The 22,297-nt window shown below is 72.4% G+C and carries 23 protein-coding genes; 10 read left to right on the forward strand and 13 right to left on the reverse strand.

Annotation, left to right across the window (positions count from 1 at the left end; translation table 11 throughout):
- Window positions 1-17: 17 nt before the first annotated feature.
- From ACQEVI_RS04465 to ACQEVI_RS04480, 4 genes are all read right to left on the reverse strand, one after another.
- Window positions 18-416, reverse strand: a complete 399-nt coding sequence (locus tag ACQEVI_RS04465) for a metallophosphoesterase family protein (protein ID WP_432895114.1) — start codon at window positions 414-416, stop codon at window positions 18-20.
- Between the two features lie 9 nt (window positions 417-425).
- Complete coding sequence (locus ACQEVI_RS04470; protein WP_432895116.1) at window positions 426-1,559, reverse strand: amidase family protein; 1,134 nt, start codon at window positions 1,557-1,559, stop codon at window positions 426-428.
- Window positions 1,560-1,727: 168 nt separating this feature from the next.
- A complete protein-coding gene (locus ACQEVI_RS04475) occupies window positions 1,728-2,852 on the reverse strand; it encodes an acetamidase/formamidase family protein (protein ID WP_432895118.1) in 1,125 nt (374 codons plus the stop codon).
- Between the two features lie 27 nt (window positions 2,853-2,879).
- On the reverse strand, window positions 2,880-3,695 hold the full coding sequence (locus ACQEVI_RS04480) for an NmrA family NAD(P)-binding protein (RefSeq protein WP_432895120.1): 816 nt from the start codon (window positions 3,693-3,695) through the stop codon (window positions 2,880-2,882).
- A 203-nt stretch (window positions 3,696-3,898) separates the two neighbouring features.
- On the opposite strand from ACQEVI_RS04480, the gene ACQEVI_RS04485 reads away from it, so the two are divergent.
- The 7 genes from ACQEVI_RS04485 to ACQEVI_RS04515 are packed head-to-tail and all read left to right on the forward strand — an operon-like array spanning window position 3,899 to window position 9,688.
- Window positions 3,899-5,377: an MFS transporter gene (locus ACQEVI_RS04485; RefSeq protein ID WP_432895122.1), complete on the forward strand. Its 1,479-nt coding sequence runs from the start codon at window positions 3,899-3,901 to the stop codon at window positions 5,375-5,377.
- Window positions 5,374-6,369 (forward strand): AvrD family protein, encoded by a 996-nt coding sequence (locus ACQEVI_RS04490; RefSeq protein WP_432895124.1) that lies wholly within the window; start codon window positions 5,374-5,376, stop codon window positions 6,367-6,369. The genes ACQEVI_RS04485 and ACQEVI_RS04490 overlap by 4 nt, the downstream gene beginning before the upstream one ends.
- A gap of 46 nt (window positions 6,370-6,415) precedes the next feature.
- Window positions 6,416-7,111, forward strand: a complete 696-nt coding sequence (locus ACQEVI_RS04495) for an AAA family ATPase (RefSeq protein ID WP_432895126.1) — start codon at window positions 6,416-6,418, stop codon at window positions 7,109-7,111.
- Complete coding sequence (locus tag ACQEVI_RS04500; RefSeq protein WP_432895128.1) at window positions 7,108-8,148, forward strand: beta-ketoacyl-ACP synthase 3; 1,041 nt, start codon at window positions 7,108-7,110, stop codon at window positions 8,146-8,148. The genes ACQEVI_RS04495 and ACQEVI_RS04500 overlap by 4 nt, the downstream gene beginning before the upstream one ends.
- A gap of 8 nt (window positions 8,149-8,156) precedes the next feature.
- A complete protein-coding gene (locus ACQEVI_RS04505) occupies window positions 8,157-8,435 on the forward strand; it encodes a phosphopantetheine-binding protein (RefSeq protein WP_432895130.1) in 279 nt (92 codons plus the stop codon).
- Between the two features lie 15 nt (window positions 8,436-8,450).
- Window positions 8,451-9,062, forward strand: a complete 612-nt coding sequence (locus ACQEVI_RS04510; protein WP_432895132.1) for an AAA family ATPase — start codon at window positions 8,451-8,453, stop codon at window positions 9,060-9,062.
- Window positions 9,063-9,067: 5 nt separating this feature from the next.
- Window positions 9,068-9,688 (forward strand): HAD family hydrolase, encoded by a 621-nt coding sequence (locus ACQEVI_RS04515; RefSeq protein WP_432895134.1) that lies wholly within the window; start codon window positions 9,068-9,070, stop codon window positions 9,686-9,688.
- A gap of 48 nt (window positions 9,689-9,736) precedes the next feature.
- Here the strand turns inward: ACQEVI_RS04515 and ACQEVI_RS04520 are convergent, their stop codons facing one another.
- From ACQEVI_RS04520 to ACQEVI_RS04545, 6 genes are all read right to left on the reverse strand, one after another.
- Window positions 9,737-10,543: an MBL fold metallo-hydrolase gene (locus tag ACQEVI_RS04520; protein WP_432895136.1), complete on the reverse strand. Its 807-nt coding sequence runs from the start codon at window positions 10,541-10,543 to the stop codon at window positions 9,737-9,739.
- On the reverse strand, window positions 10,540-11,370 hold the full coding sequence (locus tag ACQEVI_RS04525) for a helix-turn-helix transcriptional regulator (protein ID WP_432895138.1): 831 nt from the start codon (window positions 11,368-11,370) through the stop codon (window positions 10,540-10,542). Before ACQEVI_RS04525 ends, ACQEVI_RS04520 begins: the two co-directional genes overlap by 4 nt.
- Window positions 11,367-12,002 carry a thioesterase domain-containing protein gene (locus ACQEVI_RS04530; protein ID WP_432895140.1) on the reverse strand — a complete coding sequence of 212 codons (636 nt, stop codon included), beginning with the start codon at window positions 12,000-12,002 and terminating at the stop codon, window positions 11,367-11,369. Before ACQEVI_RS04530 ends, ACQEVI_RS04525 begins: the two co-directional genes overlap by 4 nt.
- Window positions 12,003-12,128: 126 nt before the next feature.
- Window positions 12,129-12,794, reverse strand: coding sequence for a TetR/AcrR family transcriptional regulator (locus tag ACQEVI_RS04535; protein ID WP_432895142.1), 666 nt, complete (start codon window positions 12,792-12,794; stop codon window positions 12,129-12,131).
- Window positions 12,791-14,413: an FAD-dependent monooxygenase gene (locus ACQEVI_RS04540; RefSeq protein ID WP_432895144.1), complete on the reverse strand. Its 1,623-nt coding sequence runs from the start codon at window positions 14,411-14,413 to the stop codon at window positions 12,791-12,793. The genes ACQEVI_RS04535 and ACQEVI_RS04540 overlap by 4 nt, the downstream gene beginning before the upstream one ends.
- An 85-nt stretch (window positions 14,414-14,498) precedes the next feature.
- Complete coding sequence (locus tag ACQEVI_RS04545) at window positions 14,499-15,095, reverse strand: TetR/AcrR family transcriptional regulator (protein WP_432895146.1); 597 nt, start codon at window positions 15,093-15,095, stop codon at window positions 14,499-14,501.
- A 72-nt stretch (window positions 15,096-15,167) separates the two neighbouring features.
- Between ACQEVI_RS04545 and ACQEVI_RS04550 the strand changes: the two genes are divergently transcribed.
- Genes ACQEVI_RS04550 through ACQEVI_RS04560 form a run of 3 tightly spaced genes read left to right on the forward strand, consistent with a single transcriptional unit; the run spans window position 15,168 to window position 17,026 of the window.
- Window positions 15,168-16,082 (forward strand): DMT family transporter, encoded by a 915-nt coding sequence (locus ACQEVI_RS04550; protein WP_432895148.1) that lies wholly within the window; start codon window positions 15,168-15,170, stop codon window positions 16,080-16,082.
- Window positions 16,083-16,109: 27 nt separating this feature from the next.
- Window positions 16,110-16,514: an ArsR/SmtB family transcription factor gene (locus ACQEVI_RS04555; protein ID WP_432895150.1), complete on the forward strand. Its 405-nt coding sequence runs from the start codon at window positions 16,110-16,112 to the stop codon at window positions 16,512-16,514.
- On the forward strand, window positions 16,511-17,026 hold the full coding sequence (locus ACQEVI_RS04560; protein WP_432895152.1) for an SRPBCC family protein: 516 nt from the start codon (window positions 16,511-16,513) through the stop codon (window positions 17,024-17,026). Before ACQEVI_RS04555 ends, ACQEVI_RS04560 begins: the two co-directional genes overlap by 4 nt.
- On the opposite strand, the gene ACQEVI_RS04565 is transcribed toward ACQEVI_RS04560, so the two are convergent.
- The 3 genes from ACQEVI_RS04565 to ACQEVI_RS04575 all read right to left on the reverse strand — a co-directional run bounded on the left by ACQEVI_RS04565 (window position 17,011) and on the right by ACQEVI_RS04575 (window position 22,103).
- The gene (locus ACQEVI_RS04565; protein WP_432895154.1) at window positions 17,011-17,832 is read right to left on the reverse strand and encodes a DUF3626 domain-containing protein; all 822 of its coding nucleotides are present in this window, start codon (window positions 17,830-17,832) and stop codon (window positions 17,011-17,013) included. The genes ACQEVI_RS04560 and ACQEVI_RS04565 overlap by 16 nt on opposite strands.
- 40 nt (window positions 17,833-17,872) lie before the next feature.
- Window positions 17,873-19,591, reverse strand: coding sequence for a 2-isopropylmalate synthase (gene leuA, locus ACQEVI_RS04570; protein ID WP_432895156.1), 1,719 nt, complete (start codon window positions 19,589-19,591; stop codon window positions 17,873-17,875).
- A gap of 349 nt (window positions 19,592-19,940) precedes the next feature.
- A complete protein-coding gene (locus tag ACQEVI_RS04575; protein ID WP_432895158.1) occupies window positions 19,941-22,103 on the reverse strand; it encodes a hypothetical protein in 2,163 nt (720 codons plus the stop codon).
- Between the last annotated feature and the right edge of the window lie 194 nt (window positions 22,104-22,297).

The raw sequence follows: 22,297 nt of genomic DNA on the forward strand, positions 1-22,297 counted from the left end.
CTTCACCTGCTCCGGCGTCAGGCGAGCCGGCCCGTCCGGAGCATGTGGGCGAGGGCCGGCTGGCCCAGCTCGTCCGCCGACAAGGCGAGCACCCCTGCGACCGGCTCGACGGTGAGCGGGAGCGAGCCGAGCCACGCGCGGTCGGCGTCGGCCAGGACGCCCGAGGCGATGCGGTCGACCGTGCCCATCTCGTCGTACGGCAGCGTCAGCACCTGGCGTTCGTGGTTGCCGCGGACGGTCACGATGTCGGGCCGTGTGGCCAGCAGGTCCAGGGTCCCGCGCGGGTCGACGGCGCCGGAGATGATGTCGCCGAGATTCAGCACGAGGTCCACCGCCTCGGCGTCGACGGCGGCGAGGACCGCCGCGAGCGCCGGGGTGTTGCCGTGGACGTCGGAGAGGACGGCGATGCGGGTCATCCGCGCAGGCTAACGGCCCGCCAGCTCGAGCAGTGCCCGGTCCGACCCGGCCGGCCCCACGAGGCACGCGCCCGCCGGCAGTCCCGACACGGTAGTGACCGGCACCGAGACGGCGGGCAGCCCGCCGATTCCCGCGATGCAGGTGAGCAGCATCGTCGCCTCGCGCGCGGCCTCTGCCTCCTCCGGGCGGGGTGCCGCGGTCGCCGTCGACGGCAGCACGAGCACGCGCTCCCCCAGCCGCTCCCGGATCTGCGCCCTTGCCTGCCCGACGGCGGCCCGGGCCGCCTCGGTGTCCGCCGCGCCGATGGCGCGCGCCCGCTCGAACCGCCCGCGCACCGCCGGCCCGAGCGTGTCCATCCGGCCTTCGAGCCAGCCGCCGTGGACGGCCCAGGCCTCGGCCGCCTGGAGGGTCTGGAACGCGGCGAGCCAGGCAGGCTCGGGCGCCCAGTCGAGGGGCCGCGCCCCGGCAGCGCGTGCGAGCTGCCCGACGGCGTCGCGCACCTCGGGCGCCGCCAGGGCGAGCAGGGCGTCGCTCAGCACGAGGGGGGCCGGGTTCGGCAGCGTGACCATGTCAGCCGGGAGCAGCACGTCGCCCACCCGGGCCAGCGTGGCGGCGTCGCGCGTGAGCCAGCCGACCGTGTCGAACGACGGCGCGAGCGGCAGCAGCCCGTCGTCGGACACCGCGCCGTGCGTCGGGCGGATGCCCCACAGCCCCTCGTAGGCGGCGGGCACCCGCACGGAACCGCCGGTGTCGGTCCCGAGCGCGATGCTCGCCTCGCCGGCCGCGACCGCCGTCGTCGGGCCCGACGTCGAGCCGCCGCTGATGCGCCCTGGTGCCCGCGGGTTGGGCGGCGTGCCGTAGTGGGCGTTCGCGCCGGTCAGGGAGTAGGCGAACTCCTCGGTCTGCGCGATCCCGGCGAGTGCCGCCCCGGCATCCAGCAGCCGCGCGACGGTTTCCGCGTGCGTCCCCTCGACGGGCGCGTTCGCGAGCCAGGCCGGGTTCCCCGCGCCGACCCGCTGCCCGGCGACGGCGAACAGGTCCTTGACGGCCACGGTCTCACCGTCGAGCACGCCGGAGCCGGTCGGGGCGGTCAGCGGGCCGGGCTCAGGGCGCACACGCCACACGCTGGGGTCGGAGGCCATGCGCACATGCTGCCAGGGTCTCGGCGCTGCCGAAGCAGGACGACAGCCGGACCAGACCTCTGACTCGGCGCGCAAGGTACGCCGAGTCAGTTCGTCGGTCCGACCACTGTGCTGACTCGGCGCCGGTCGGACGCCGAGTCAGTCAGCCGGTCCGCCAGCCCGGCCGGCCTACCTCAGCAGGAAGTCCGCCTTGCGGATCTTCGCGTGCACGCCCTTGACGACGTCGACGACCTGCGAGATGTCGAAGTCCGTCGCGGCCGACAGGTACGCGTAGGCGTGCGCCGACGACATCCCGTACCGGACCTCCAGCAGCGCGATCGCGGCCCGGACGCAGTTCTGCACGGCGACGTCGAGGTCGCGGTCCAGGCCGGTGGGGACCAGGAACTCGGCGGTCTCGGCGAGCGGCCCGGCCAGCTTCCCGAACGTCGCGACGGCGTCCGACGCCGGGATCAGGTCGAAGCCCAGCCGTACCCGCAGCGATGCCTCGAAGGCGGTGAGCGCCACCTCGCCGTCCCCCTGCGCGAAGTGCGGGTCGCCCACGTAGGCGAGCGCCCCAGCCGCCTGGACCGGGAGATAGAGCGTGGACCCGGCGCCCAGGAGGTTGACGTCGATGTTGCCGCCGAACGGGCCGGGCGGCACCGAGTGCGGCCGTTCGTCCCCCGCGGCGGCGACGCCCATGATGCCGAGGAACGGGTGCAGGTCGAAGCCCACGGTCCGGTCGGACCCCTCGAAGAGCGGGAGGCTCCCGCGCCCGGCGCCGTCGGACCAGGAGTCCACCTCGGCGAAGACGCTGACGCTGTCCGCGCCTCCGGCCGGGTACTCGTCCGGCAGGGCCCCGCGGCCGTGCCGGTTGGAGATCACCCCGTACGGGACGCGGGGCTCGGTGGCCAGCACGCGGATCGCGAGCAGGTCGCCGGGCCGGGCGCCGCGGACCGCTATCGGCCCGGTCACGACATGGCCGCCGTGCGCGCCGGGCACCCCCGGCAGCCCGGGCACCCGGTCGCCCAGCAGGGAGCGACGGGCGCCCGCCAGCTCGACGGCGTCCGCCAGGACGGCGGCCTCGGCGACGCCACGCTCCGCGAAGTACGCGAGGGGGTCGCCGCCCTGGTCCTCGAGGATGCCCTCGTGGGACAGGGTGTCGACGATCACCTCCTGCCCGGGGTCCACGGACAGCACCGCGCGGTCCGCCGCGCAGGGCAGGCGGCCCCAGTAGGCGGTCTCGACAGTGGTGGGCAGGTAGGCGGCCCCGTCCGGGAGGTGGCTGCCGGGCTGGAGGATGGTCTGCTGGTGCACGGGCCGAGGGTAGCGGGCCGACGGGACTCAGACCCGGTCCGGGCGCAGCACCGCGACGCTCCGGGCCGCGGCCGCCACAGGGTCGGTGATCGGACGCCCGAGGAGCGTGCGCAGGTCAGGGCTGGTGCGGCTCAGCAGCCCGTGGCGGACGCCGGAGGCGATCGACGCGAGCATGGGTGCCTGGAAGGGCAGCAACCCGTCCGACGCGAGGAGGCGTGCCCGGTACTCGCCCAGCCCGATGCTGCCGTGGCGGACGCCCAGATGACGAGCGACGTCTGCCGCCGTGATGGGATCGCCGACAAGGTCGTAGGTCTTTCCCGCGTGGTCGGAGGGCGCGGCGGCGACGACAGCTGCGGCGACGGCGAGATCCTGCCGAGCCACCGCGGACAGTGCGCCCGTACCGTAGGCCGACTCGAGCCCGTCCGTCGTCCAGGTCATCAGTGCGCCGAAGAGCTCGGCGTACAGGCCGTTGCGCAGGATGGTGAAGCCGAGCCCGCTGTCCCTCAGGAGCTGCTCTGTCACGCGGTGCGCCAGGGCGAAGCCGAGATGGTCGCCGGCGGTGGTCAGGCTCGTGTAGACAACATGGGAGACGCCGTCGCGTCCTGCCGCGTCGACGACCCTCGCGTGGCGGGCGATCACCCGGTCGTCCTCCGCATATCCCGCGGACACCAGCACCAGGGTCGACACCCCCCGCAGGTCCAGGCTCGCCGGGTCGTCGAAGTCGAGGTACCTGACACCGTTCCCCGCTGTGCGGCTGCCCCCTACGGCCCGAGCTCCGCGCGCTCGCAGCTCGGCCAGCGCCGCGGACGCCAGCTGGCCAGTGGCCCCGGTTACCAAGATCATGTGCGTGAGTGCCCTTTCGCGGTCATCATCGATGACTACCGATGATCCGTGCGCACCCGGGGTCGTGCACCCGGAGAACGGCGGCGGGGCGGCAGCGCGGCCGGGGAGACGGTCCGCCAGCCTGGTGGTCCTGGTACCAGGTGCGGCAGTCCTGCTCTGACGCGGTCCTGGATAGGTCGGGCGCCCGCTCCCACGATGGGGCCATGGCCCAGACACAACCCGCGACGCTCGAGCGGCGAGGCACCATCGTCCTCGTCGTCCTGCTCGCTGCACAGTTCATGTTCGCCCTCGACTTCTCGATCGTCACCGTAGCCCTCCCCGTGATCGGTGCCGACCTCGGCATGGGACCGGGTCAGCTCTCGTGGATCGTCACGCTCTTCGCCCTGTCCGCGGCGGGGCTGATGCTCCTGATGGGGCGCATCGGCGACTACTACGGCCGCAAGAAGCTGTTCCTGATCGGCATGGCTCTGCTGACGATCGGCTCGTTCATCGGTGGTGTCGCCACCGAGCCGAACGTGGTCTACGCCGCACGAGTACTGCAGGGCATCGCCACCGCGATCACGACGCCGTCCGCGCTCGCCCTGCTGACGACGTCCTTCGCCGAAGGGCCGGCCCGCAACCGGGCGCTCGGGCTCAACGGGGCACTCCTGTCGCTCGGGTTCGCGGCCGGATCCGTGCTCGGCGGGGTGCTGACCGAGCTGCTCGGGTGGCGCTTCACGTTCTTCATCAACGTGCCGGTCGGGCTCGCCGTGCTCGCCATCGCCCCGTTCGTCATCCGGGAGTCGTCGGAACCGTCCCGCAAGAAGCTCGACGTGCCTGGAGCGATCACGCTGAGCCTCGCCCTGCTGGCCCTGGTCTACGGCCTCACCCAGGCAGGTGAGACAGGCTGGGCCGCACCGCTCGCCCTTGGACCGATCGCCGCGGCGATGCTGCTCCTGCTCGCGTTCTGGTTCATCGAGTCCCGGTCGCCGCACCCGCTCGCCGCCGTGACGATCCTGAAGCGTCCCTCCGTGGCGCTCGGCAACCTGGGTGGCCTCGCCACGTTCGCGATGGAGAGCGGCAAGGTCTTCCTGCTGACCATCTACCTCCAGCAGGTTCTCGGTGCGTCACCACTGCTGACGGGCATCGCGTTCACCGTGCTCGGCGCAGGAGCCTTCACCGGCGGCATGCTGGCCGCCCGGATCATCAACAAGCTCGGGGCACGCAACACCCTCGTCCTCGGGCTGCTGATCCAGGGCGGCACCGCACTGGCCTTCCTGGCGCTCGGGCAGAACTTCGCCGCCGGCTATGCGATCATCCTCGTCGCCACCGCCCTCGGCGGGTTCGGCCACGTCATGGTCATCGTCTCGTACACGGTGGCGGTGACCTCAGGCCTGCCCGACGAGGAGCAGGGGCTCGCGACCGGCCTCACCGCCATGACCCAGCAGGTGGCGTTCACGCTGGGCACGCCGGTGCTGGCCGCGGTGGCGATCGCGGCAGGGGTGTCGGCCACGGCATCGCCCGACCAGTATCTCGGCGGCGTGCACACCGGTCTCCTCGTCAACTCTCTCGTGCTCCTCGTGGTCGCCGGCCTGATCGCGGCGTTCTACCGGCAGCCACGGACCGCCACACCCGCGCCGACCGTCCCGGTCGGCGCCGAGCACGACGACGCCGAGCGCGACGAGCAGGTCACCGCCCGATGAGCACGCCGATGTCCGCCGTCGGCGGCGCCCGGGAGCACCAGGCGTGGCGTGACGTCGACGACTACCTGGGCCCGGCCCGCGACCGGTTCTTCGGATCCGGGTACCGCGGGACCAGCCCTCGCCTGCTGGACACGACGATCCAGCACCACTCCGACCGGTCCACGCTGCTGGCGACGGGCAGCCTCGCTGTCGCCGGCGCGTGGTCCGTGAAGGACGGGACGGTCCAGCGACCGCACCTGGCGACCACGGACGTGCTGGCCTTCGCGGCGCAGGCTGCCGGTGCGCTGCTCACCACCCGGTTCGACCGGACGAGGGCGGACGACGCCCTGGTGACGGCGGTGGACATCCGCGCCTCGACGGCTCCGCTCGAAGATCTCGACGCCTTCCCCGTCGAGGCGACGCTCGAACCCGCGAGTGCCGAGGAGACGAGCGACACGACGATGTCGCTCTCCGCGACGGTCGGGCCGCTGCGGGCCACGGGAACCATCACGTGCCCCGTCACCACGCCGGACGCGGCACCCGCTGGTGGCACCGCCGTGTCCGACATCCTGTCCGACACCGCGGGAAGCACCTACACCACACGCCTCGTGTCCCGGATCCTCCGGCTGCGTGACGTGCGGATGCACGACGGCGCCATCGCGGCGTCGCTCCAGGTCTCGGACGAGCCACCGGTCACGCAGCCGGTCGGGATCGAGGCCGGTCACCAGCCCGCGTACTCGCTCGTCGACGTGTTCGTCGCCGCGCTGCAGCTCGGCCAGGTGCTGCTCTACGAGCTCGACGGTCTCGATCGCGGTTCCAGCAGCACGCTGTGGATGCGCAGGACGACCATCCGGACCGACCGACCGCTACCTGTGGGCTCCCCCGTGCCCGCCCGGGTGGCCCTCGAGCGTGGCCGCCTCGTCGAACGCGACGGTGAGCCCTGGCGCCTCGCCGACATCGTCGCGGAGATCGGCCCGTACCGGGTCGTGTGCTCCGTGGCCCATCAGATCTGACCTCGACCGATCGAACCCCAGACCGAATCGACCGAAGGAAACACCTGTGCGCCTCGCCGTCTCCGGAACCTATTCCACGGGCAAGACTCTCACCACCATGGCCTTGTCCCACTACACCGGCATCACCCGCAGCGCCGCCATGACCATGCGCGAGCTGCTCCCCATCTCCGTGCCCGGCAAGACCCTCGAGCAGTGCACGGGGGCGGAGATCCTCATGCTCATCACCCGCCGCAACCAGGAGCGGGCGGTCAGCGAGTCCCACCTGGGCGACACGTTCATCTCGGACGGGTCCTCGCTCCACGAGTGGATCTACGGCACCGTGCGGGTGCTCGTCGGCATCAACCCGTCCGCGACGACCTCCCTGGCGAACGTGGAGCGGACCCCGGAGCTGGAGTTCTTCGAGGACGTCATCACTCAGCTCGGCGTCCCGGCGAAGCAGCACGCGAAGGCGGGCTACGACGCCTTCGTACGGCTGCCCATCGAGTTCCCCATGGTCGACGACGGGCACCGGCCGGTGAACGAGCGGTTCCGTGCGCTCGCCGACGAGATGATCCAGGACGAGGTCGATGCGCTCGGCATCCCGACGATCACCGCGGGAGGCAGCATCGAGAAGCGACTGGAGACCATCGCCGGGCACTTCGACCTCCCCCGCGTGATCAGCATCGACGAGGCCGTGCGCCGCGCCAGGGCGGACTACGACGCGATCGACACCCGAGGCGAGCTCGAACGGGTCCAGTCATGACGGACCGCGTAGCGGTGCTGGCCGGCTACGGGGCCGACGCCCCGGACCGGGTAGTGACGAACCTCGAGCTGGAGAGCACGCTGGACACCACCGACGCGTGGATCACCTCCCGCACCGGGATCCGCGAACGGCGGTGGGCCGACCCGGGGACCTCGACGGGTGACATGGCCGTCCGCGCGGGACGCATGGCGATGCGCCGTGCCGGAGTCACGCGCGTGGACCGGGTGGTGCTGGCGACCTCGACGCCGGACCACAGCTGTCCGGCGACCGCGCCGTGGGTGGCGCACCAGCTCGGGCTCGGCACCGTGCCCGCGTACGACGTCGCAGCGGTGTGCTCCGGGTTCCTCTACGCGTTGGCCGGGGCTCGCGAAGCGGTCCTCGCCGGGACGTCGGACACGGTGCTCGTCATCGGCGCGGACCGGTTCACGAGCATCGTCGACCCTGGGGACCGCGGCACCGCCGTCATCTTCGGGGACGGAGCCGGCGCCGTCGTCATCCGGGCGGGAGCGTCCGGCGAGGTCGGCACCCTCGGTGACGTCGTCCTCGGGTCCGACGGGTCGCAGTCGGACCACATCATGGTGCGCGCCGGCGGCGCACGACAGCCGCTCACGTCGTCGACCCCGCAGCGGGACCGTCATTTCGCGATGCGCGGTCCAGAGGTCTTCACCGCCGCGGTCTCCCGGATGACCGATGCGGCCGCCACCGCCCTGGACCGGTCCGGGTGGGCCACCGGTGACTGCGACTGGCTCGTGGCGCACCAGGCGAACTGGCGCATCCTCGCCGCGGTCGGCCGCGCGATCGGCATCCACGAGGACAGGGTGGTGTGCGACCTCGACCGGTTCGGCAACACCTCCGCCGCGTCGATCCCGATGGCTCTGGCGCACCACGCCGCCGGGTTCCGGACCGGCGACCGGCTGGTCCTCGCGGCCTTCGGCGGCGGGACCACCTGGGGCGCCACGACCCTGACCTGGCCGGGGCGGACCAGCAGGTCCGCCACCACCGGCCGTACCGAAGTCCTGTCCGAGCTCACGAGATGAGGCCACCCATGACCCACGAAATCACCGGACACCCCGCTCTTGACCTGACCGAGATCGTTCGCGCCATCACGGAGTCGGTACCCGACATCCCGGCGGACCTGGACCCGCACGCCCAGTTCGACGACGTCGACATCGACTCCCTCGTGCTCGCCGAGACCGCCGTCGTCGCCACGCGGATCTTCCGAGTGAACATCGAGGACTGGGAGCTGCGTGACGCGGGGACCCTCTCCGCCGCCGCGTCTCTCGTCCAGCACCGGGTCGCGGCGGCCCGCGCGACCGACGTCTAGGACCGAGGACAAAGAGTGCGGGTAGCCCTCGTCGGCGCTTACGGAGCCGGCAAGACGACCTTGGCCGACGCCGTCTCGGCGGCGACCGGATGGCCGATCCCTCAGGTCGGTCCGATGGCCGATCCGGTGCGTGGCACGCCCAGGACGCTCGGCCAGTGCTCACTGGACGAGGTGTTCCGGCTCAGCCTGCGCCGGCTCGACGAACGGGCACGGTCGGAGGCGGCGTTCGGGAGCTCGTTGATCTCCGACGGCTCCGTGCTGCACGAATGGGTCTACCTCAGGGTGCTGGCGGCCGGTGTCCACCGGCCGCCAGCACCCGGCACGCGGCGGGCACCGGACGCCGAGGTGCTGGAACGCCTTGCGGAACAGGCCCTCGCCGAGCACGCCCAGTCGCTGCCAGAACGGTACGACCTCGTGGTCCACGTCGCGCCCGAGCATCCCCTGCCGCCGACGGCGCCGATCGGGGCCGCGTTCCAGCACGCGCTCGACACCGAGACGAGGCGTGTCCTGGCCGGTTCCGCGGCACGCGTCGTCACGGCCGGCGGGACGGTGCACGAGCGGACGCTCGCAGTGCTCACCGCTGCCCGTCATGGCTATCCGGCCGACACCACGAACGGGACACAGTGATCGACGTGAAAGCCGTCTACACCGACATCGACGGCACAGTGACACAGGGCACCTCGATCTTTGACCTGCTGCGGTTCGACGCCGGCCGCCGCGACCAGGTCCGTGTGGGCGAGGCGTTCATCAACGCGCTGACCGAAGCCGCACGTGCCGGCACACCGCGTGCGGTGACCAACCGCCGCTACTTCAGGTGGTGGACCGGCCGGACCGTGGACGACGTCGACAGCACAGCCAGGGAGTGGCTCGACCGGCAGCGCTCCGACGGCGGTCCCTGGTTCGTGGACACCGTCGCCGACGAGATCGAGACGCACGTGGCACGCGGCGCGCGCCTCGTCGCCGTCTCCGCGTCCTTCCCACCGGCGCTGGTGGCGGTCCGCGCCCGATGGCCTGGAATGTGCCTGCTCACCACCGAGGCTCACGTGCGCGACGGCCGGTACACCGGGACGGTGGAGACACCGCTGGTGGGCCAGGCAAAGGCCGACGCGGTGCTCGAGCACGCCCAGCTCTACGGCGTCGACCTGTCCCAGACCGTCGGCTACGGCGACCATGCCTCGGACCTGCCGTTCCTCCGGGTCCTCGGGGCCGGCTACCTCGTCGGGCAGCACGGCCGCACGGTGCGGGTCGGCTGAGCCGGTGCGGGTCGGCCGAGCCGGGGCGCCGCCGCCCGACGAGCCCGGTCAGGCCACGGGCTCCCACCGGCCGGCCCGCACCCGGCCGAACGGCACGTCGGCGAAGTGGGTGGCGACCGCGACCGTTCCCGGGGTGTCGAGCTCACGCAGCATGCGGGCGCGCGAGTCACGCGAGCGGGCAGGGTCCACGTCGAAGCACGAGCTCAGCCGGGGGACCTCGACCTGCAGCGAGCTGTGGAACGTGTCGCCGAGCACGACCAGCCGCCGGTCCTCTCCTGCCACGACCAGCGACAAGTGCCCCGCGGTGTGTCCCGGCGTCGCGATCGCGGTGACACCGGGGACGATCTGCTGCCCGTCGTCCACGTGCTCCCAGCCCCGGGGCGCCGGCTCGTCCCGCCCCACGAGGTGCGGCGCTCTCGCGACTCCCGGCAGACCAGGCCAGCCACGCCGCGCCCATCCGACGTGGTCGTCGTGCGCGTGGGTGAGCACGACGGCGTCCACCTCGCCGATCACCTGGGCGAAGGACGCCAGGCCGCCACCGCGCATGACGCCGAGCGCCGGGTGCGTGGCGTCGGCAGGCACCGACGTCGGGCCGAGCCCCGCGTCTACGAGGATCCGCCAGCCGGGGCCCTCGAGCAGGAGCACACCGATCGAGGCGACAAGGTAGCCGGACGCGGCGACCAGCTCCGGCCGGTCGTCGTACAGATCTGTCGTCTCGTCGAGCGAGAACCACCGTGCGGGATGCAGCTCGACGTACCCGTCCGGAAGGTACGTGGCGGTGATCTCGCCGAGCGTGAGGCTCCGCCGTACCGCGGGCTGCGCCCAGCGCGCACCCGAGAGGGCGCTCGGCCTCATGCCACTCCGTCCAGCAGCGCCGCGGTAGGTGTGCCGTCAGCGGGGATATAGACGAAGACCCGCACGTCGTGCACGCCGAACGGCGTGAGCACGGCAGTGGAGAACGTGAGGTGGCCCAGGCTCGGGTGGTCGTAGACCAGGTCACCGTGCGGGTGCATGCCGACGATGTGCGCGTCCCACAGACAGCGGAACGCCGGCAGGTTCTCCTTGAGCTCGTCGATCAGGTCAGCGAACCGCTGGTCACCGGCGTACCGCGCGGCATGCTCGCGGAACTGCGCGACGAGCATGCGGCCCACCGCGGCGCGGTCCGGGAAGCGCTGCGCCACCGACTCCTCCATGAAGAAGTCGACGAGACAGTTGCGGCCAGGACGCACGCCGAAGACGTACTCGGCCATGCGGTTGGTCGCCATGACCGTCCAGTACCGGTCCACGCTGTAGGCCGGACGGCCCTGGACCGAGTCCAGGAGCTCCTGCTGTCCCTGTGGTGGGAGGTCCTCGCCGTCGGACGGTGAGAGAGGTACGCCGGCGACCTCCCTGAAGTAGGCGTTCTCCGCCGCGGTGAGCCGCAGCGCCCGTGCGATCCCCTCGAGCACCGGTACCGACATCGTGAGCTCGCGGCCCTGCTCGATCCACGTGTACCAGGAGACCCCCACGTGGGCGAGCACCGCGACCTCCTCGCGGCGCAGCCCAGGGGTGCGCCGCCGTTCGCCGGCGGGCAGGCCGACGTCCTCGGGCCGTGTCGCTTCTCGTTTGCGCCGCAGAAAGCTGGCCAGCTCGGCCCGCCGGAACGCGCCTGCCCGGTCATGGGCCTCGGTCTTCGCACTCAAGCGGCTTCCTCCACGGTGTCTTCCTGACCGAGTACGTTCCGCAGGACTGCACTCACGTCTCCGCCAGGTGCGATGTGGAACAGGTGGCCGGCATGACGCAACGTGTGCCAGCCCGACCCCATACTGCCCCGGACCGTCCAGGCCCGCGCGTCGCGCTCGTCCACGACGCCGTCGAGCTCGCCCCACAGCACGTGCACGGGGATTGGGAGGACAGCGCGCGACGGCACGTACTGCCGGACCCGTTCGAGGCCCTGGACCGTCCGGATGCTCAGTGCGTGGTCCGGCCCGAGGGCCGGAGCCGGTCCCGGCCCTCCGGGCGCCGGCGGTGATCCGAGCACGACCGCGCTGGGCACCTGGTGCGGGTCGCCGTCCGCGAACGCGGCCACGGCTGCCTCGAAGGCGACAAGAGCACCCATGCTGTGGCCGTAGTAGATGCCCGACCGGTCGCTGGTGCTCTGCCTCCAGTGCTCGGCCAGAGCACCGATGGTGGCGTGCTCGGCGCCACCCGTCGTCTCGAGGTCCGCCGGGATCACGCGCATTCCGGGAAGCTGTTCAGGCCACCGCCGAAACGCCTCAGGACCACCGCCCGCGTGATGGAAACAGTGGACGAGCCTGGTTGCACGAGTACTCATGTCACCCCCCACGGTCACATCCGCCGTCCCGTCCAGAACAATCGAGGCAGAAGCGGCCGAGAAAGCGGACAACACTGCGATTTTATCCCAGGCCGGACAGGGTGTCAGCGAAAGTCGATCCCACCTTTACCCAGGACGGGGTGATTTGCGGAGGCGGGACAGCGGCTCTCGTTGTCGCGGGATCATCCCCGCCTGCCCGTAGACGGAGCGCAGGTACTCCAGCAGCTCGTCGGCGTCGGGCGGCCCCGGGCGCAGCAGACGGTAGACGACGGCCCCGACCGTCATGTCGATGAGCGCCTCGATGTCCGTCTCCGGCGGCAGCACCCCCTCCTCGACGGCGCGCGACAGCGCGAGGTGCGCGGTATGGCGTCTGGGCAGGATGTGGTTCTGCCAGAAGGCGGCCATGAGTCCCGGGTGGGTGACGCTGGAGCCGAACACCTGGGCGAGCATCGCGCGATAGCCGGGCTCGGCGAGGGTCCGCGCGCTGACCGGCAGCGCGTCGACGATCACCTGGGAGATCTCGGCGTACGACATGCCGGCGAGATCGTCCGCGCCGGGGCTGGGTATCTCACCCCGGGCCGACTCCACGGCCGCCGCGATGAGCTCGTCCTTGCTCCCCCAGCGCCGGTACACGGTGAGCTTGCCGACGCCGGCCCGCCGCGCGATCGCCTCGATGCTGGTCCCCGCGTGGCCGTGCTCGGTGAACAGCTCCAGCGCCGCGCGCAGGATCGCCTTGTCGGTGCGGGGGTCGCGCGGTCGTCCGCGACCGCGCGCCGCGTCGTCGGCGCTCACCGGGTCCGCCCGGTGCGCAGCAGGTCGGCGAGCCATGGCGTGGCCGACGCCGGGTCGGTCCCGCGCCAGGCCAGGTGACCGTCCGGTCGCACGAGCCAGGCCTCGGCTACGCCGTCCGTCCGGGTGAGTCCTGTCGGCTGGACGGCCAGTTCGGCGCCGTGCTCGGGCTCGGGCTCGGCACCCGTGGTGTCCGACGGCGGCACGAGCAGCGCCCAGCCCCCACCCAGCACGGTGTAGAGCTGGGCAGGTGTCCCGTCACCCCGGGTGCAGTCGAGGTCCGCCACCCGGTCACCGACGCAGGTTCGCCGACCGATCCGGGCGTCCACCCGCTCGGCCCTGCCGACCCCCAGGGGTCCGGACCGGTAGCTCACCCAGAGCTGGGAGGTCGTGAACGTGACCCAGCGCTGGACCCACGGCTGGTTGAAGAGCCGGATGAGCACCTGGTCCCGCAGGAACCGCCCGACGGGGCTGCGCGCCACGTTGACGCGGGTCACGTTGGCGGTGCCGCGCAGCACGTCGGTGGCCAGCGGACGCCGTTCGGCCTCGTAGGTGTCGAGCAGCGCGTCGGCAGCCCGGTCGTGCGCGACGAGAGCGAGCTTCCAGGCCAGGTTCTCGGCGTCGCCGAGGCCGGTCAGCATGCCCTGCCCGCCGAACGGTGCGTGCGCGTGCGCGGCGTCGCCCGCGATGAGGACACGGCCGCGCCGGTACCGGTCGGCCAGCCGACGGTGGATGGTGAACTCGGACAGCCACTCGCTGTCCAGGATGCGTACGTCGCGGCCGGTGCGCTCGGGCAGGATCGCGCGGAACCGGTCCAGGATCTGCTCCTCGGTCAGGCGGCTGCGCCGGCCGTAGGCGTCGGCGGCTCGCGGCTCGCCCGCCGTCCCGGGCACCGACGCGTCCGCCGTCCGCTCCAGCTCCGCGCTCGCGGGGTCGTACGCGATCAACCGCCAGAGGTCGCCCCGGCCCTCGTCGTCGGGCATCGGCATGGCGCCGAGCATCCCCGTCGGGTGCACCCAGCCGGAGGTCCCGGTCCGGTCCGCGTCCCAGTCCAGGTGCAGGTCCGCGAGCAGGAACCGCTCGCTCAGGCGCACGCCCGGGGCGTTGATGCCGACGGCCTTCCGCACCGCGCTGGCCGTGCCGTCACAGCCGACGAGCCACCGCGCGCGCACGGTCCGCCCGTCGTCGAGCTCAGCGGTGACGCCGTCGTCGTCCTGCGTGAGGGACGCGAGGGACGCGCCCCACTCGGGAGTCACCCCGAGCTCCGCCAGACGCCGCCGCAGCTCGCCCTCCACCAGCGCCTGCGAGACGACCATCGGCGGCGCGGCCGTCCGCAGGCCGGGGTCACCGAACCGGATGCGCATCATCGGCCGGTCGCCGAGGTAGGTGGTGATCCGCATCGCCCGTACGGACCGCTGCGGCAGGTCGCCGAGCGCGCCCAGCCGGGCGAGCACCTCCGACCCGCGTACGTGCACGAAGTTGGCCCGCGACGTCGTCGCCGGAGCGGGCAGGCGGTCGACGACGCGCACGCCGACCCCCTGCAGCCTGAGCCCGCACGCCAGGGCGAGCCCGGTGGGTCCGGCTCCGACCACGAGCACGTCGGTGACGCCGTCGTCTGCCATCGCGGCTCCTTTTGTTAACGGATCGGTACCGTTAACAAAATAGCGCGGAAAGGACCCGACCGGAAGCCCCTGCCGGGTGACCGCTTCAGCCGGCGGGCGCGAGCAGCCCCCGCGCCGCCGCCCGGGCGGCGGCGAACGCGTTCGGCTGTGCTCGTGTCGTGTACGCGACCATCGCGCCCTCGTAGAGCAGGTGGACCTGCGCTCCGAGCTCCTCCGCGTCGGGCCGCCCGGCGTCGCGCAGCAGGCCCGTGAACACGCCGAGCATGTACAGCTTGTCCGTGAGGATCACCGCGTTGCCGGGGTGCTCGGACCCGCCGATCTCGCCGTGGGCGTTGACGAACGCGCAGCCCCGCTCGTTCTCCCGCGCCCACTCCTCCGCGAGCTCCAGTGCGGCCACCACCTGCTCGACACCCCGCGCGGCCCCGGCCCCGGCCGCGCCACGCGCCGCGAGCCGCTCGCCGAACCACGCCGCCCAGCGCTCGTGCCGGCGCGTCAGATAGGCCGCCACCAGCGCGTCCTTGGAGCCGAACCGGTCGTAGAGCGTCTTCTTGGTGACCCCTGCCTCGTCGGCGATCAGGTCGACGCCGACAGCGCGGATCCCCCGGTGGTAGAAGAGGTCGGCCGCCGTGGTGAGGATCTTCTCGCCGGCCGGCGTGTGCGGGTTGGGGCTGCGTCGCGGCATGCGGATCGCTCCGTCCGGGCTGGGGTCAGGGTGCACTGCGAGTATACCGACCTGTGTGGTTACCTGGCGATCATGCGAAAGAGCCATCTGGGACACCTCGCCCCCGCGCTGCTCGTCGTGCTGTGGAGCTCGGGCTTCGTCGGCGCCACCTTCGCGGCGCCCGTCGCCCCGGCCACGACCACGCTCCTGTGGCGCTACGTCGTCGCAGCACCCCTGATGCTCATCGTGGTGCTGGTGCTCCGCCGCCGCTACGGGGCCCGCTACCTGCGGCGCGAGGCCGTGCTCGGGGTGCTCGGCCAGGCCGGATACCTCTACGGCGTGTTCCGCGCGGTCGAGGCAGGGCTGCCGGCCGGGACGGCGGCCCTGCTCGCCTCGCTGCAGCCCGCCCTGGTCGCCGTCGTCCTGTCCGGCTTCGGCAAGAAGGGAGGACGCCGTCAGGCGGCGGGCCTCGCCGTCGGCTTCGCGGGAGTGGCCCTCGCCGTCGGGCCCGACACCGTCGCCGGGACGGGCACGGAAGGGGCCCTCTGGGCGCTGGCGGGCATGCTCTCGCTCTCGGCCGCCGCGGTGCTCGGCGACCTGTGGCCGGCACCCGACGAGAAGCACGACGTGCTGGACTCCCTTGCCGTGCAGGGAGCCGTGGCGCTCGCGCTCTTCGCCGTGGTGGCGTTCGCGACCAGGCAGGCGGCGCCGCCGTCCGATCCATCGTTCTGGCTGGCGATCGCCTGGCTGGTGGGCCTCGCGTTCCTCGGCGGCTACGGCATGTACCTGTACGTGCAGCGCACGCGCGGTCCGGTCGCGGTGAGCACGTGGCTCTACCTCACCCCGGCGGTCTCCGCGGCATGGGCCTGGGCCGTGTTCGGCGAGCGGCTGCCGCTGCTCACGGTGGTCGGGTTCGCGATCAGCCTCGCGGGCGTGCTCGTCGCCCGGCCGGCGCCGGACCGCGAGCAGGCCCACCGGGACCGCCCGCTAGCAGCAGCTCGCACTTGACAAATTGGTAACCCCAGGGTTACCAATATGACCATGGATGCCTTCGCCGCCCTCTCGGACCCGGTCCGTCGCGAGCTGCTGCGCCAGCTCGCGGCCGGGCCGGCGAGGGTGGTCGACATGGCGTCGGCCCATCCGATCAGCCGCCCGGCCATCAGCAAGCACCTCCGGGCCCTGGGCTCGGCGGGGCTCGTGACCGCCGACGACGTCGGCCGGGAGCGGCACTACCGGCTGGACCGGGCGGGACTCGCACCCGTGTCCGCGCTCCTCGCCGAGCTCGCACAGCCGGCTCCTGCCCCGCCGATCGCCGAGCAGGCGTTCGACGGCCTGGAGCTCGAGGTGCGGCGCGTCGGCCGGGACCGGCGGACGGCGCCGACAGCACACATCAGCACCGAGCACGTCACGACCGAGCACATCGACGAGGAGACAGCATGAGCACCGACATCACCGCCACCGGCCGTACGGAGCAGCGCCCGGACGGCGCCTACATAGTGCTCACCCGCACGTTCCGCGCCCCGATCGACGACGTGTGGGCGGCGGTCACCGAACCGGACCGCCTGGCCCGCTGGATCGGCCGCTGGACCGGCGATCCGGCGACGGGAAAGGTGGCTGTCGAGATGCTCTACGAGGGGGACGACGTCGAACCCGAGGAGTACACGATCGACACGTGCAAGGCCCCCCACCAGCTCGAGCTCACCTCACAGGGGACCTACGGCGAGGACGTACCCGCGACCTGGCACCTGAAGCTCGACCTGGCCGAGGCGGACGGCGTCACCACGCTCACCTTCGCGCAGTCGATGGACGACCCCGCGATGGCCGAGAACGTAGGGCCCGGATGGGAGTACTACCTGGACCGGCTCGTCGCCGCCGAGACGGGCGGCGACCCTGCCGCCATCGACTTCGTCGACTACTACCCGGCGATGTCCGAGCACTACCGCACCCTGTAGTCCCCCCAGCGGGCCACGTGGTGCCAGACCTTCTTGAGGTCCTGCGGGTCGTGCTCGCCGGCGAGCACCGCCTCCCCGGTCACCCGCGCGTCGAGCCAGCCGTCGCGCGTGTGCCCGACGGCGACCGCGCGCGCCACGTCCACGATCGCCGGTCCGCGGAACTCCGGCCGTTTCGCCAGCTCGTCCACGTGCAGGCGGAATCCGTGGTGCCACTCGACGTCGACGCCGAGCCCACGGGCGGCGTCTGCCACGGGGGTATCGCGGTAGCAGGGGTCCAGGACGAGCGCGGCGACGTCGTCGGGCAGGGCTATCGCGCCGTGCACCTGGGCCTCGACGTAGTCGTCGAGGAGGTCGTGAGCACCGGCCGCCGTGTCGGCGTCGGCCATCGCGACCAGCGGCTCCGGGTCCACGGCGGCGAAGTGCTCGGGCTCCAGGACGGAGTCGGGGTAGCAGAAGGTGGTGCGGGCCAGCACGTGCGGGCGGAGCCGCAGGTGGGCGGACCCGAACCGGACGGCGCCGCCCGCGGCCCGGCCCCGGTGGTTCAGGGCGCCGTAGCGCGGACGATCGTGCGGAGGGCCGTCGTCGTACCGGCCGTCGAACATGCGCCGCTCCCAGCGCCACCGGTCCCCGCCCGGGTGCGCCGTGAGACCGCCGTTGCTGGTGCCGGTCTCGAACTGGGAACGCCAGACGCGGTCGTGCGCGAGGCGCTCGATCAGGATCTCGCTCCCGTCAGCGACGAGCCGATCAGGGTGGAAGTTGATGGTGACCGGCCAGTCTTCGCTGAGTGCTGGGTATTTGCGCTTCATGGACAGTGAAAGCCGCAAATACCCAGCACTCAACGGGGGGTCAGGACGTGCGGTCCGCTCGGTTGACCGCCGAGACGATCGCCTTCAGCGACGAGAGCGTGATCGACGGGTCGATGCCGACGCCCCACAGGACGTCGTCGCCCACCGCGCACTCGACGTAGGCGGCGGCGCTGGCGTCGCCGCCCTCGGACAGCGCGTGCTCGACGTAGTCCAGCACCCGTACCTTGACGCCGACCTGCGCGATCGCGTCCACGAACGCGTCGATCGGCCCGTTGCCCGTGCCGGTCAGGGTCAGCTCCTGCCCGCGGTCCAGCACGTCGACCTCGAGCGTGTCCTGCTCGCCCTCCACCGACACGGCACGCGTACCGCGCAGCTCGAGCCGGCCCCAGTGCTCCAGGCCGGACGGGGCGTTCTCCTCGATCGGCAGGTACTCGTCCGTGAAGATGCGCCAGATGTCCGCGCCGGTCACCTCGGTGCCCTGGGCGTCGGTCACCTTCTGCACCGCGTGGGAGAACTCGATCTGCAGGCGCCGGGGCAGGTCCAGCTTGTGCTCGCTCTTGAGCAGGTAGGACACACCTCCCTTGCCCGACTGCGAGTTGACCCGGATCACTGCCTCGTACGAGCGGCCGACGTCGCGCGGGTCGATCGGCAGGTACGGCACGCCCCAGGTCAGCTCGTCGACGGTGACCCCTGCGGCCTCCGCGCGGCCGGCCATGTGCTCGAAGCCCTTCTTGATGGCGTCCTGGTGCGAGCCGGAGAACGCCGTGAACACCAGGTCGCCCACGTACGGGTGCCGCTCGTGGACGGGCATCTGGTTGCAGTGCTCCACGGTCCGACGGATCTCGTCGATGTCGTGGAAGTCGATCTGCGGGTCGATGCCCTGGGAGAACAGGTTGAGGCCCAGGGTCACCAGGTCGACGTTGCCGGTGCGCTCGCCGTTGCCGAACAGGCAGCCCTCGATGCGGTCGGCACCGGCCAGGTAGCCCAGCTCGGCGGCCGCGACGGCCGTACCGCGGTCGTTGTGCGGGTGCAGGGACAGGATGACGTTCTCGCGGTGCGCCAGGTGCCGGCTCATCCACTCGATCGAGTCGGCGTAGACGTTGGGCGTGGCCATCTCGACGGTCGCGGGCAGGTTGATGATGACCTTGCGCTCCGGCGTCGGCTCGAAGACCTCGATGACCTCGTTGCAGATGCGCACGGCGAACTCGAGCTCGGTGCCCGTGTACGACTCGGGCGAGTACTCGTAGTAGATCCGCGTGTCCGGGACGGTCTCCTCGAGCTTGCGGCACAGCTTGGCGCCGTCCAGCGCGATGCTCACGATGCCGTCCTGGTCGGACCGGAAGACGACCTCGCGCTGCAGCACGGACGTCGAGTTGTACAGGTGCACGATCGCCTGCTTCGCGCCGGTGATCGCCTCGTACGTGCGCTCGATCAGGTGGGCGCGCGCCTGTGTCAGGACCTGGATCACGACGTCGTCGGGGATCCGGTTCTCCTCGATCAGCTTGCGGACGAAGTCGTAGTCGGTCTGGCTCGCGGAGGGGAACCCGACCTCGATCTCCTTGTAGCCCATGGAGACCAGCAGCTCGAACATGCGGAGCTTGCGCTCCGGGTTCATCGGCTCGATGAGGGCCTGGTTGCCGTCACGCAGGTCGACCGCGCACCAGCGCGGAGCCTTCTCGATGCGCTTGGTGGGCCAGGTGCGGTCGGGGAGGTCCACGGTGATCTGCTCGTGGAACGGGAGGTACTTCCTCGTCGGCATGCCAGAGGTCTGCTGCGGGTTGTCTTCGATGATTCCGCCCGCTGCGCCATGCACTCCTGCGCCGTTCGGTCCAGTGTCGTGAACTCCGCCGGGGGTGGTGGCGGTGATGCTGTTCTCCATCATGTGTCCTTCGCTCGGTGAGGTTGGCCGGCACACCAAGCCTCCGCGACGAGGGACCGACCTGTCTAGGCCTCGTCGCGGCAGGGAAGGAGAAGGATCACCGTCATGCGCACGCCGTCACTGTACCCCCGGAGCTGACTTCGACCACCCAGCACGCCCACGATCCGGACGTCTCCGGCGAGGTAGAGCGCCTGTCCGGCTGCACGCTCTACCTCGCCGGAGCAACGGGTCAGCGGCGGTTGCGCAGCGCGGCGTCGACCTGCGGGTCGCCGAGGGCGCCCAGCCAGTCCAGCAGGGCGGGGTACGTGGACGGGTTGGCGGCGACCTGCGGACGCAGGTGCGGCGCCTCCTGCACGATCTTCGCCAGGTCCGCCAGCGGGGTGGCCGGGTCGAGCGCCACCGCCGGCGTCCACCTGCCGCCCACGGGGGGCAGCACTGCCGTGTGACCCGACTCCGACCCGTAGTCCGCGGACGCGGGACGCTGGCTCTGGTCCTGCCCCTGGCCGACGACGACGCGGCGCGTGACCTGCTCCTGGACCGCGTCACCGGCGGCCGCACCGGCGCCGGCCTGGGCCGCCTGCTGACCGGTCACGGGCCGGATACGCGCCGTCGGCTGGGCGGAGGCCGCCGGCTGGGCGGGTGCCACGGGCTGCGCGGCGGATACCGGCTGGGCGGACGCCACCGGCGTGGCACCGGACCGGACCGGCGGCATGGTCGCCGTCTCGCTCGTCGACGAACCGGCGGGCGCGCCCGCTGCCCGCATCTCCTCGACGGTGCGCATCGCGCTGATCGGGACCTCGCTCGACTCCGGCTTCGCGGACTGCACGGGAACCACCCCGTGCTGGACGGCGGCGGCACCCGCGACGGTGCGCACGGCGCCCGTCGAGGTGACCCGGCGCGGCTCGGCGGGACGGCGCAGCTCGGGCGCCGACCGCACGGGCTGCTCCGGGAGCGAGACGGGCGGCGCCTTGTCGCCCTTGGGGCGCGGCGGGGCCCACAGGTAGGCCTGGCTGCGGTCGACGTCGGTGTCCCCACCGATGCCGACGGTCTGGAAGTGGTCACGCACCGCCTTGGGGATCATCAGCGCGGACGCCGCGACGACCGGCAGGCCGAGGGCCATCAGGAGGTCGCCGAGGTTCACGCCGAGGCTCGCACCGGACGTCGCGATGACGACGACGAGCCCCAGCACGCCGGCCACGCACGCCGCACCGACGGCGGGCACGTGCCCCGTGCTGGGGTCGCGCTGCAGCGAGCGCCGCGCGAACCAGGCGATACCGCCGACGACGACGCCGAGCACGAGCCGCACCACCAGCGTCACGCCGGCGCCGGACCCGATGAAGCCGGGGTCGATGAGCTGCACGAGCGCGGCCAGCGCGCTGCACACGGCGAGCAGCACGATGACGTCGAACGCGCGCATGGCGACCCGCACCCACAGGCCGGCGGCCTGCTCGGTGCTGACGTCCTCCTCTGCCGCGGGGTCGCGGCGCACCGCGGGCGCACCGGCGACGGCGGCGGCCAGCGGCAGGAGCACCAGGCCGAACCGGCTCGGGTCCGTGACGCCGGGGCGCATGGACTCGAGGCCGGTCAGCGAGTCACCGGAGGTGAAGATGAAGAGCAGCGCCAGCACGATGCCCGCGGCGACCAGCACGAGGCGTGAGGGACGGTCGTGGCGGACGGTGCCGCCCACCAGCAGCCACGCCAGGCCGACGACCAGCGCGAGCCACACGGGCGCGAGCAGGCGGTCGCCGAGCGTCGCGTCCTCGGCGAGCTCCGCGAGCAGCGTGGCGGTGACGGCACCCACCGCGATCAGGATGCCGACGCCGGCGAGGCCGAGGCGCCAGCCGCGCACGACGGCGCCGTCCTCCTCGATGGGTCCGAGCTCGCTGTCGCGCGGGGTGGCGGCGAGCGCCGCACCCGCCAGCGCGAGGCCCAGGCCGGTGCCGACGCCCGCACCGCTGCGGACGTCGAAGACGAGGTGCAGCAGGGCGATCACGGCGAGCGGCAGCCCGGCGAGCAGGCGTGCGCGGCGCGTGGAGTGCACGGTCCACGTGGCCGGCAGCACGCCGAGGCGCGCGAGGTAGGGCAGGGTCAGCGAGGCGAGGGACAGTGCGACGGCCAGGACGACCTCTACGCGGTCCGCTCCCCGGTCGGCCAGGTTCCACGGCAGCGCGAGCGACACGAGCAGGGCGAGTGCGGCGATGGCGTCGCGCACGTAGTCGGCCACCGCGATGTTGGCGAAGGGTCTGGTGTCGTCGGGCATGTGCCCGGAGCCGGTCTCCGCGGAGATCGTTGCGACGTGCTCGTGGCCGAGACGTTCGGTCGGCGCGCCGTTCGCGTCCTGCGCGCCGTCTGCCGAATCTCTCTCGTCACGCTCGGAAGCGTGCTGGTCCATCATCCGTTCACTCCTCGATAACGCCGCTGGTCGAGACTGGGGAAGTGTGGCTGGTGGCGTTGGGTCCCCGACGTTACTACCCGCCGGGTACGGAGCCTGTCAGGCCGAACCACGGCGAGTCCGGTCACACCTGCATTTCTGCGCACGTCCATCACATTCGACGTGCGTGGAACACCGCCGTCGGCCGCAGCCGA

Origin of the sequence: Promicromonospora sp. CA-289599, from assembly GCF_050936155.1 — a bacterium.
Taxonomy (GTDB): Bacteria; Actinomycetota; Actinomycetes; order Actinomycetales; family Cellulomonadaceae; genus Promicromonospora.

Excerpts from the sequence above, each read along its gene's own strand:
- ACQEVI_RS04480 (WP_432895120.1), bottom strand. The coding sequence starts at position 3,695 with ATGATCTTGGTAACCGGGGCCACTGGCCAGCTGGCGTCCGCGGCGCTG.
- ACQEVI_RS04485 (WP_432895122.1), top strand. The coding sequence starts at position 3,899 with ATGGCCCAGACACAACCCGCGACGCTCGAGCGGCGAGGCACCATCGTC.
- ACQEVI_RS04500 (WP_432895128.1), top strand. The coding sequence starts at position 7,108 with ATGACGGACCGCGTAGCGGTGCTGGCCGGCTACGGGGCCGACGCCCCG.
- leuA (WP_432895156.1), bottom strand. The coding sequence starts at position 19,591 with ATGCCGACGAGGAAGTACCTCCCGTTCCACGAGCAGATCACCGTGGAC.
- ACQEVI_RS04575 (WP_432895158.1), bottom strand. The coding sequence starts at position 22,103 with ATGGACCAGCACGCTTCCGAGCGTGACGAGAGAGATTCGGCAGACGGC.
- ACQEVI_RS04565 (WP_432895154.1), bottom strand. The coding sequence starts at position 17,832 with ATGAAGCGCAAATACCCAGCACTCAGCGAAGACTGGCCGGTCACCATC.
- ACQEVI_RS04560 (WP_432895152.1), top strand. The coding sequence starts at position 16,511 with ATGAGCACCGACATCACCGCCACCGGCCGTACGGAGCAGCGCCCGGAC.
- ACQEVI_RS04520 (WP_432895136.1), bottom strand. The coding sequence starts at position 10,543 with ATGAGGCCGAGCGCCCTCTCGGGTGCGCGCTGGGCGCAGCCCGCGGTA.
- ACQEVI_RS04470 (WP_432895116.1), bottom strand. The coding sequence starts at position 1,559 with ATGGCCTCCGACCCCAGCGTGTGGCGTGTGCGCCCTGAGCCCGGCCCG.
- ACQEVI_RS04545 (WP_432895146.1), bottom strand. The coding sequence starts at position 15,095 with ATGCCGCGACGCAGCCCCAACCCGCACACGCCGGCCGGCGAGAAGATC.
- ACQEVI_RS04555 (WP_432895150.1), top strand. The coding sequence starts at position 16,110 with ATGACCATGGATGCCTTCGCCGCCCTCTCGGACCCGGTCCGTCGCGAG.
- ACQEVI_RS04505 (WP_432895130.1), top strand. The coding sequence starts at position 8,157 with ATGACCCACGAAATCACCGGACACCCCGCTCTTGACCTGACCGAGATC.
- ACQEVI_RS04550 (WP_432895148.1), top strand. The coding sequence starts at position 15,168 with ATGCGAAAGAGCCATCTGGGACACCTCGCCCCCGCGCTGCTCGTCGTG.
- ACQEVI_RS04530 (WP_432895140.1), bottom strand. The coding sequence starts at position 12,002 with ATGAGTACTCGTGCAACCAGGCTCGTCCACTGTTTCCATCACGCGGGC.
- ACQEVI_RS04540 (WP_432895144.1), bottom strand. The coding sequence starts at position 14,413 with ATGGCAGACGACGGCGTCACCGACGTGCTCGTGGTCGGAGCCGGACCC.
- ACQEVI_RS04465 (WP_432895114.1), bottom strand. The coding sequence starts at position 416 with ATGACCCGCATCGCCGTCCTCTCCGACGTCCACGGCAACACCCCGGCG.
- ACQEVI_RS04490 (WP_432895124.1), top strand. The coding sequence starts at position 5,374 with ATGAGCACGCCGATGTCCGCCGTCGGCGGCGCCCGGGAGCACCAGGCG.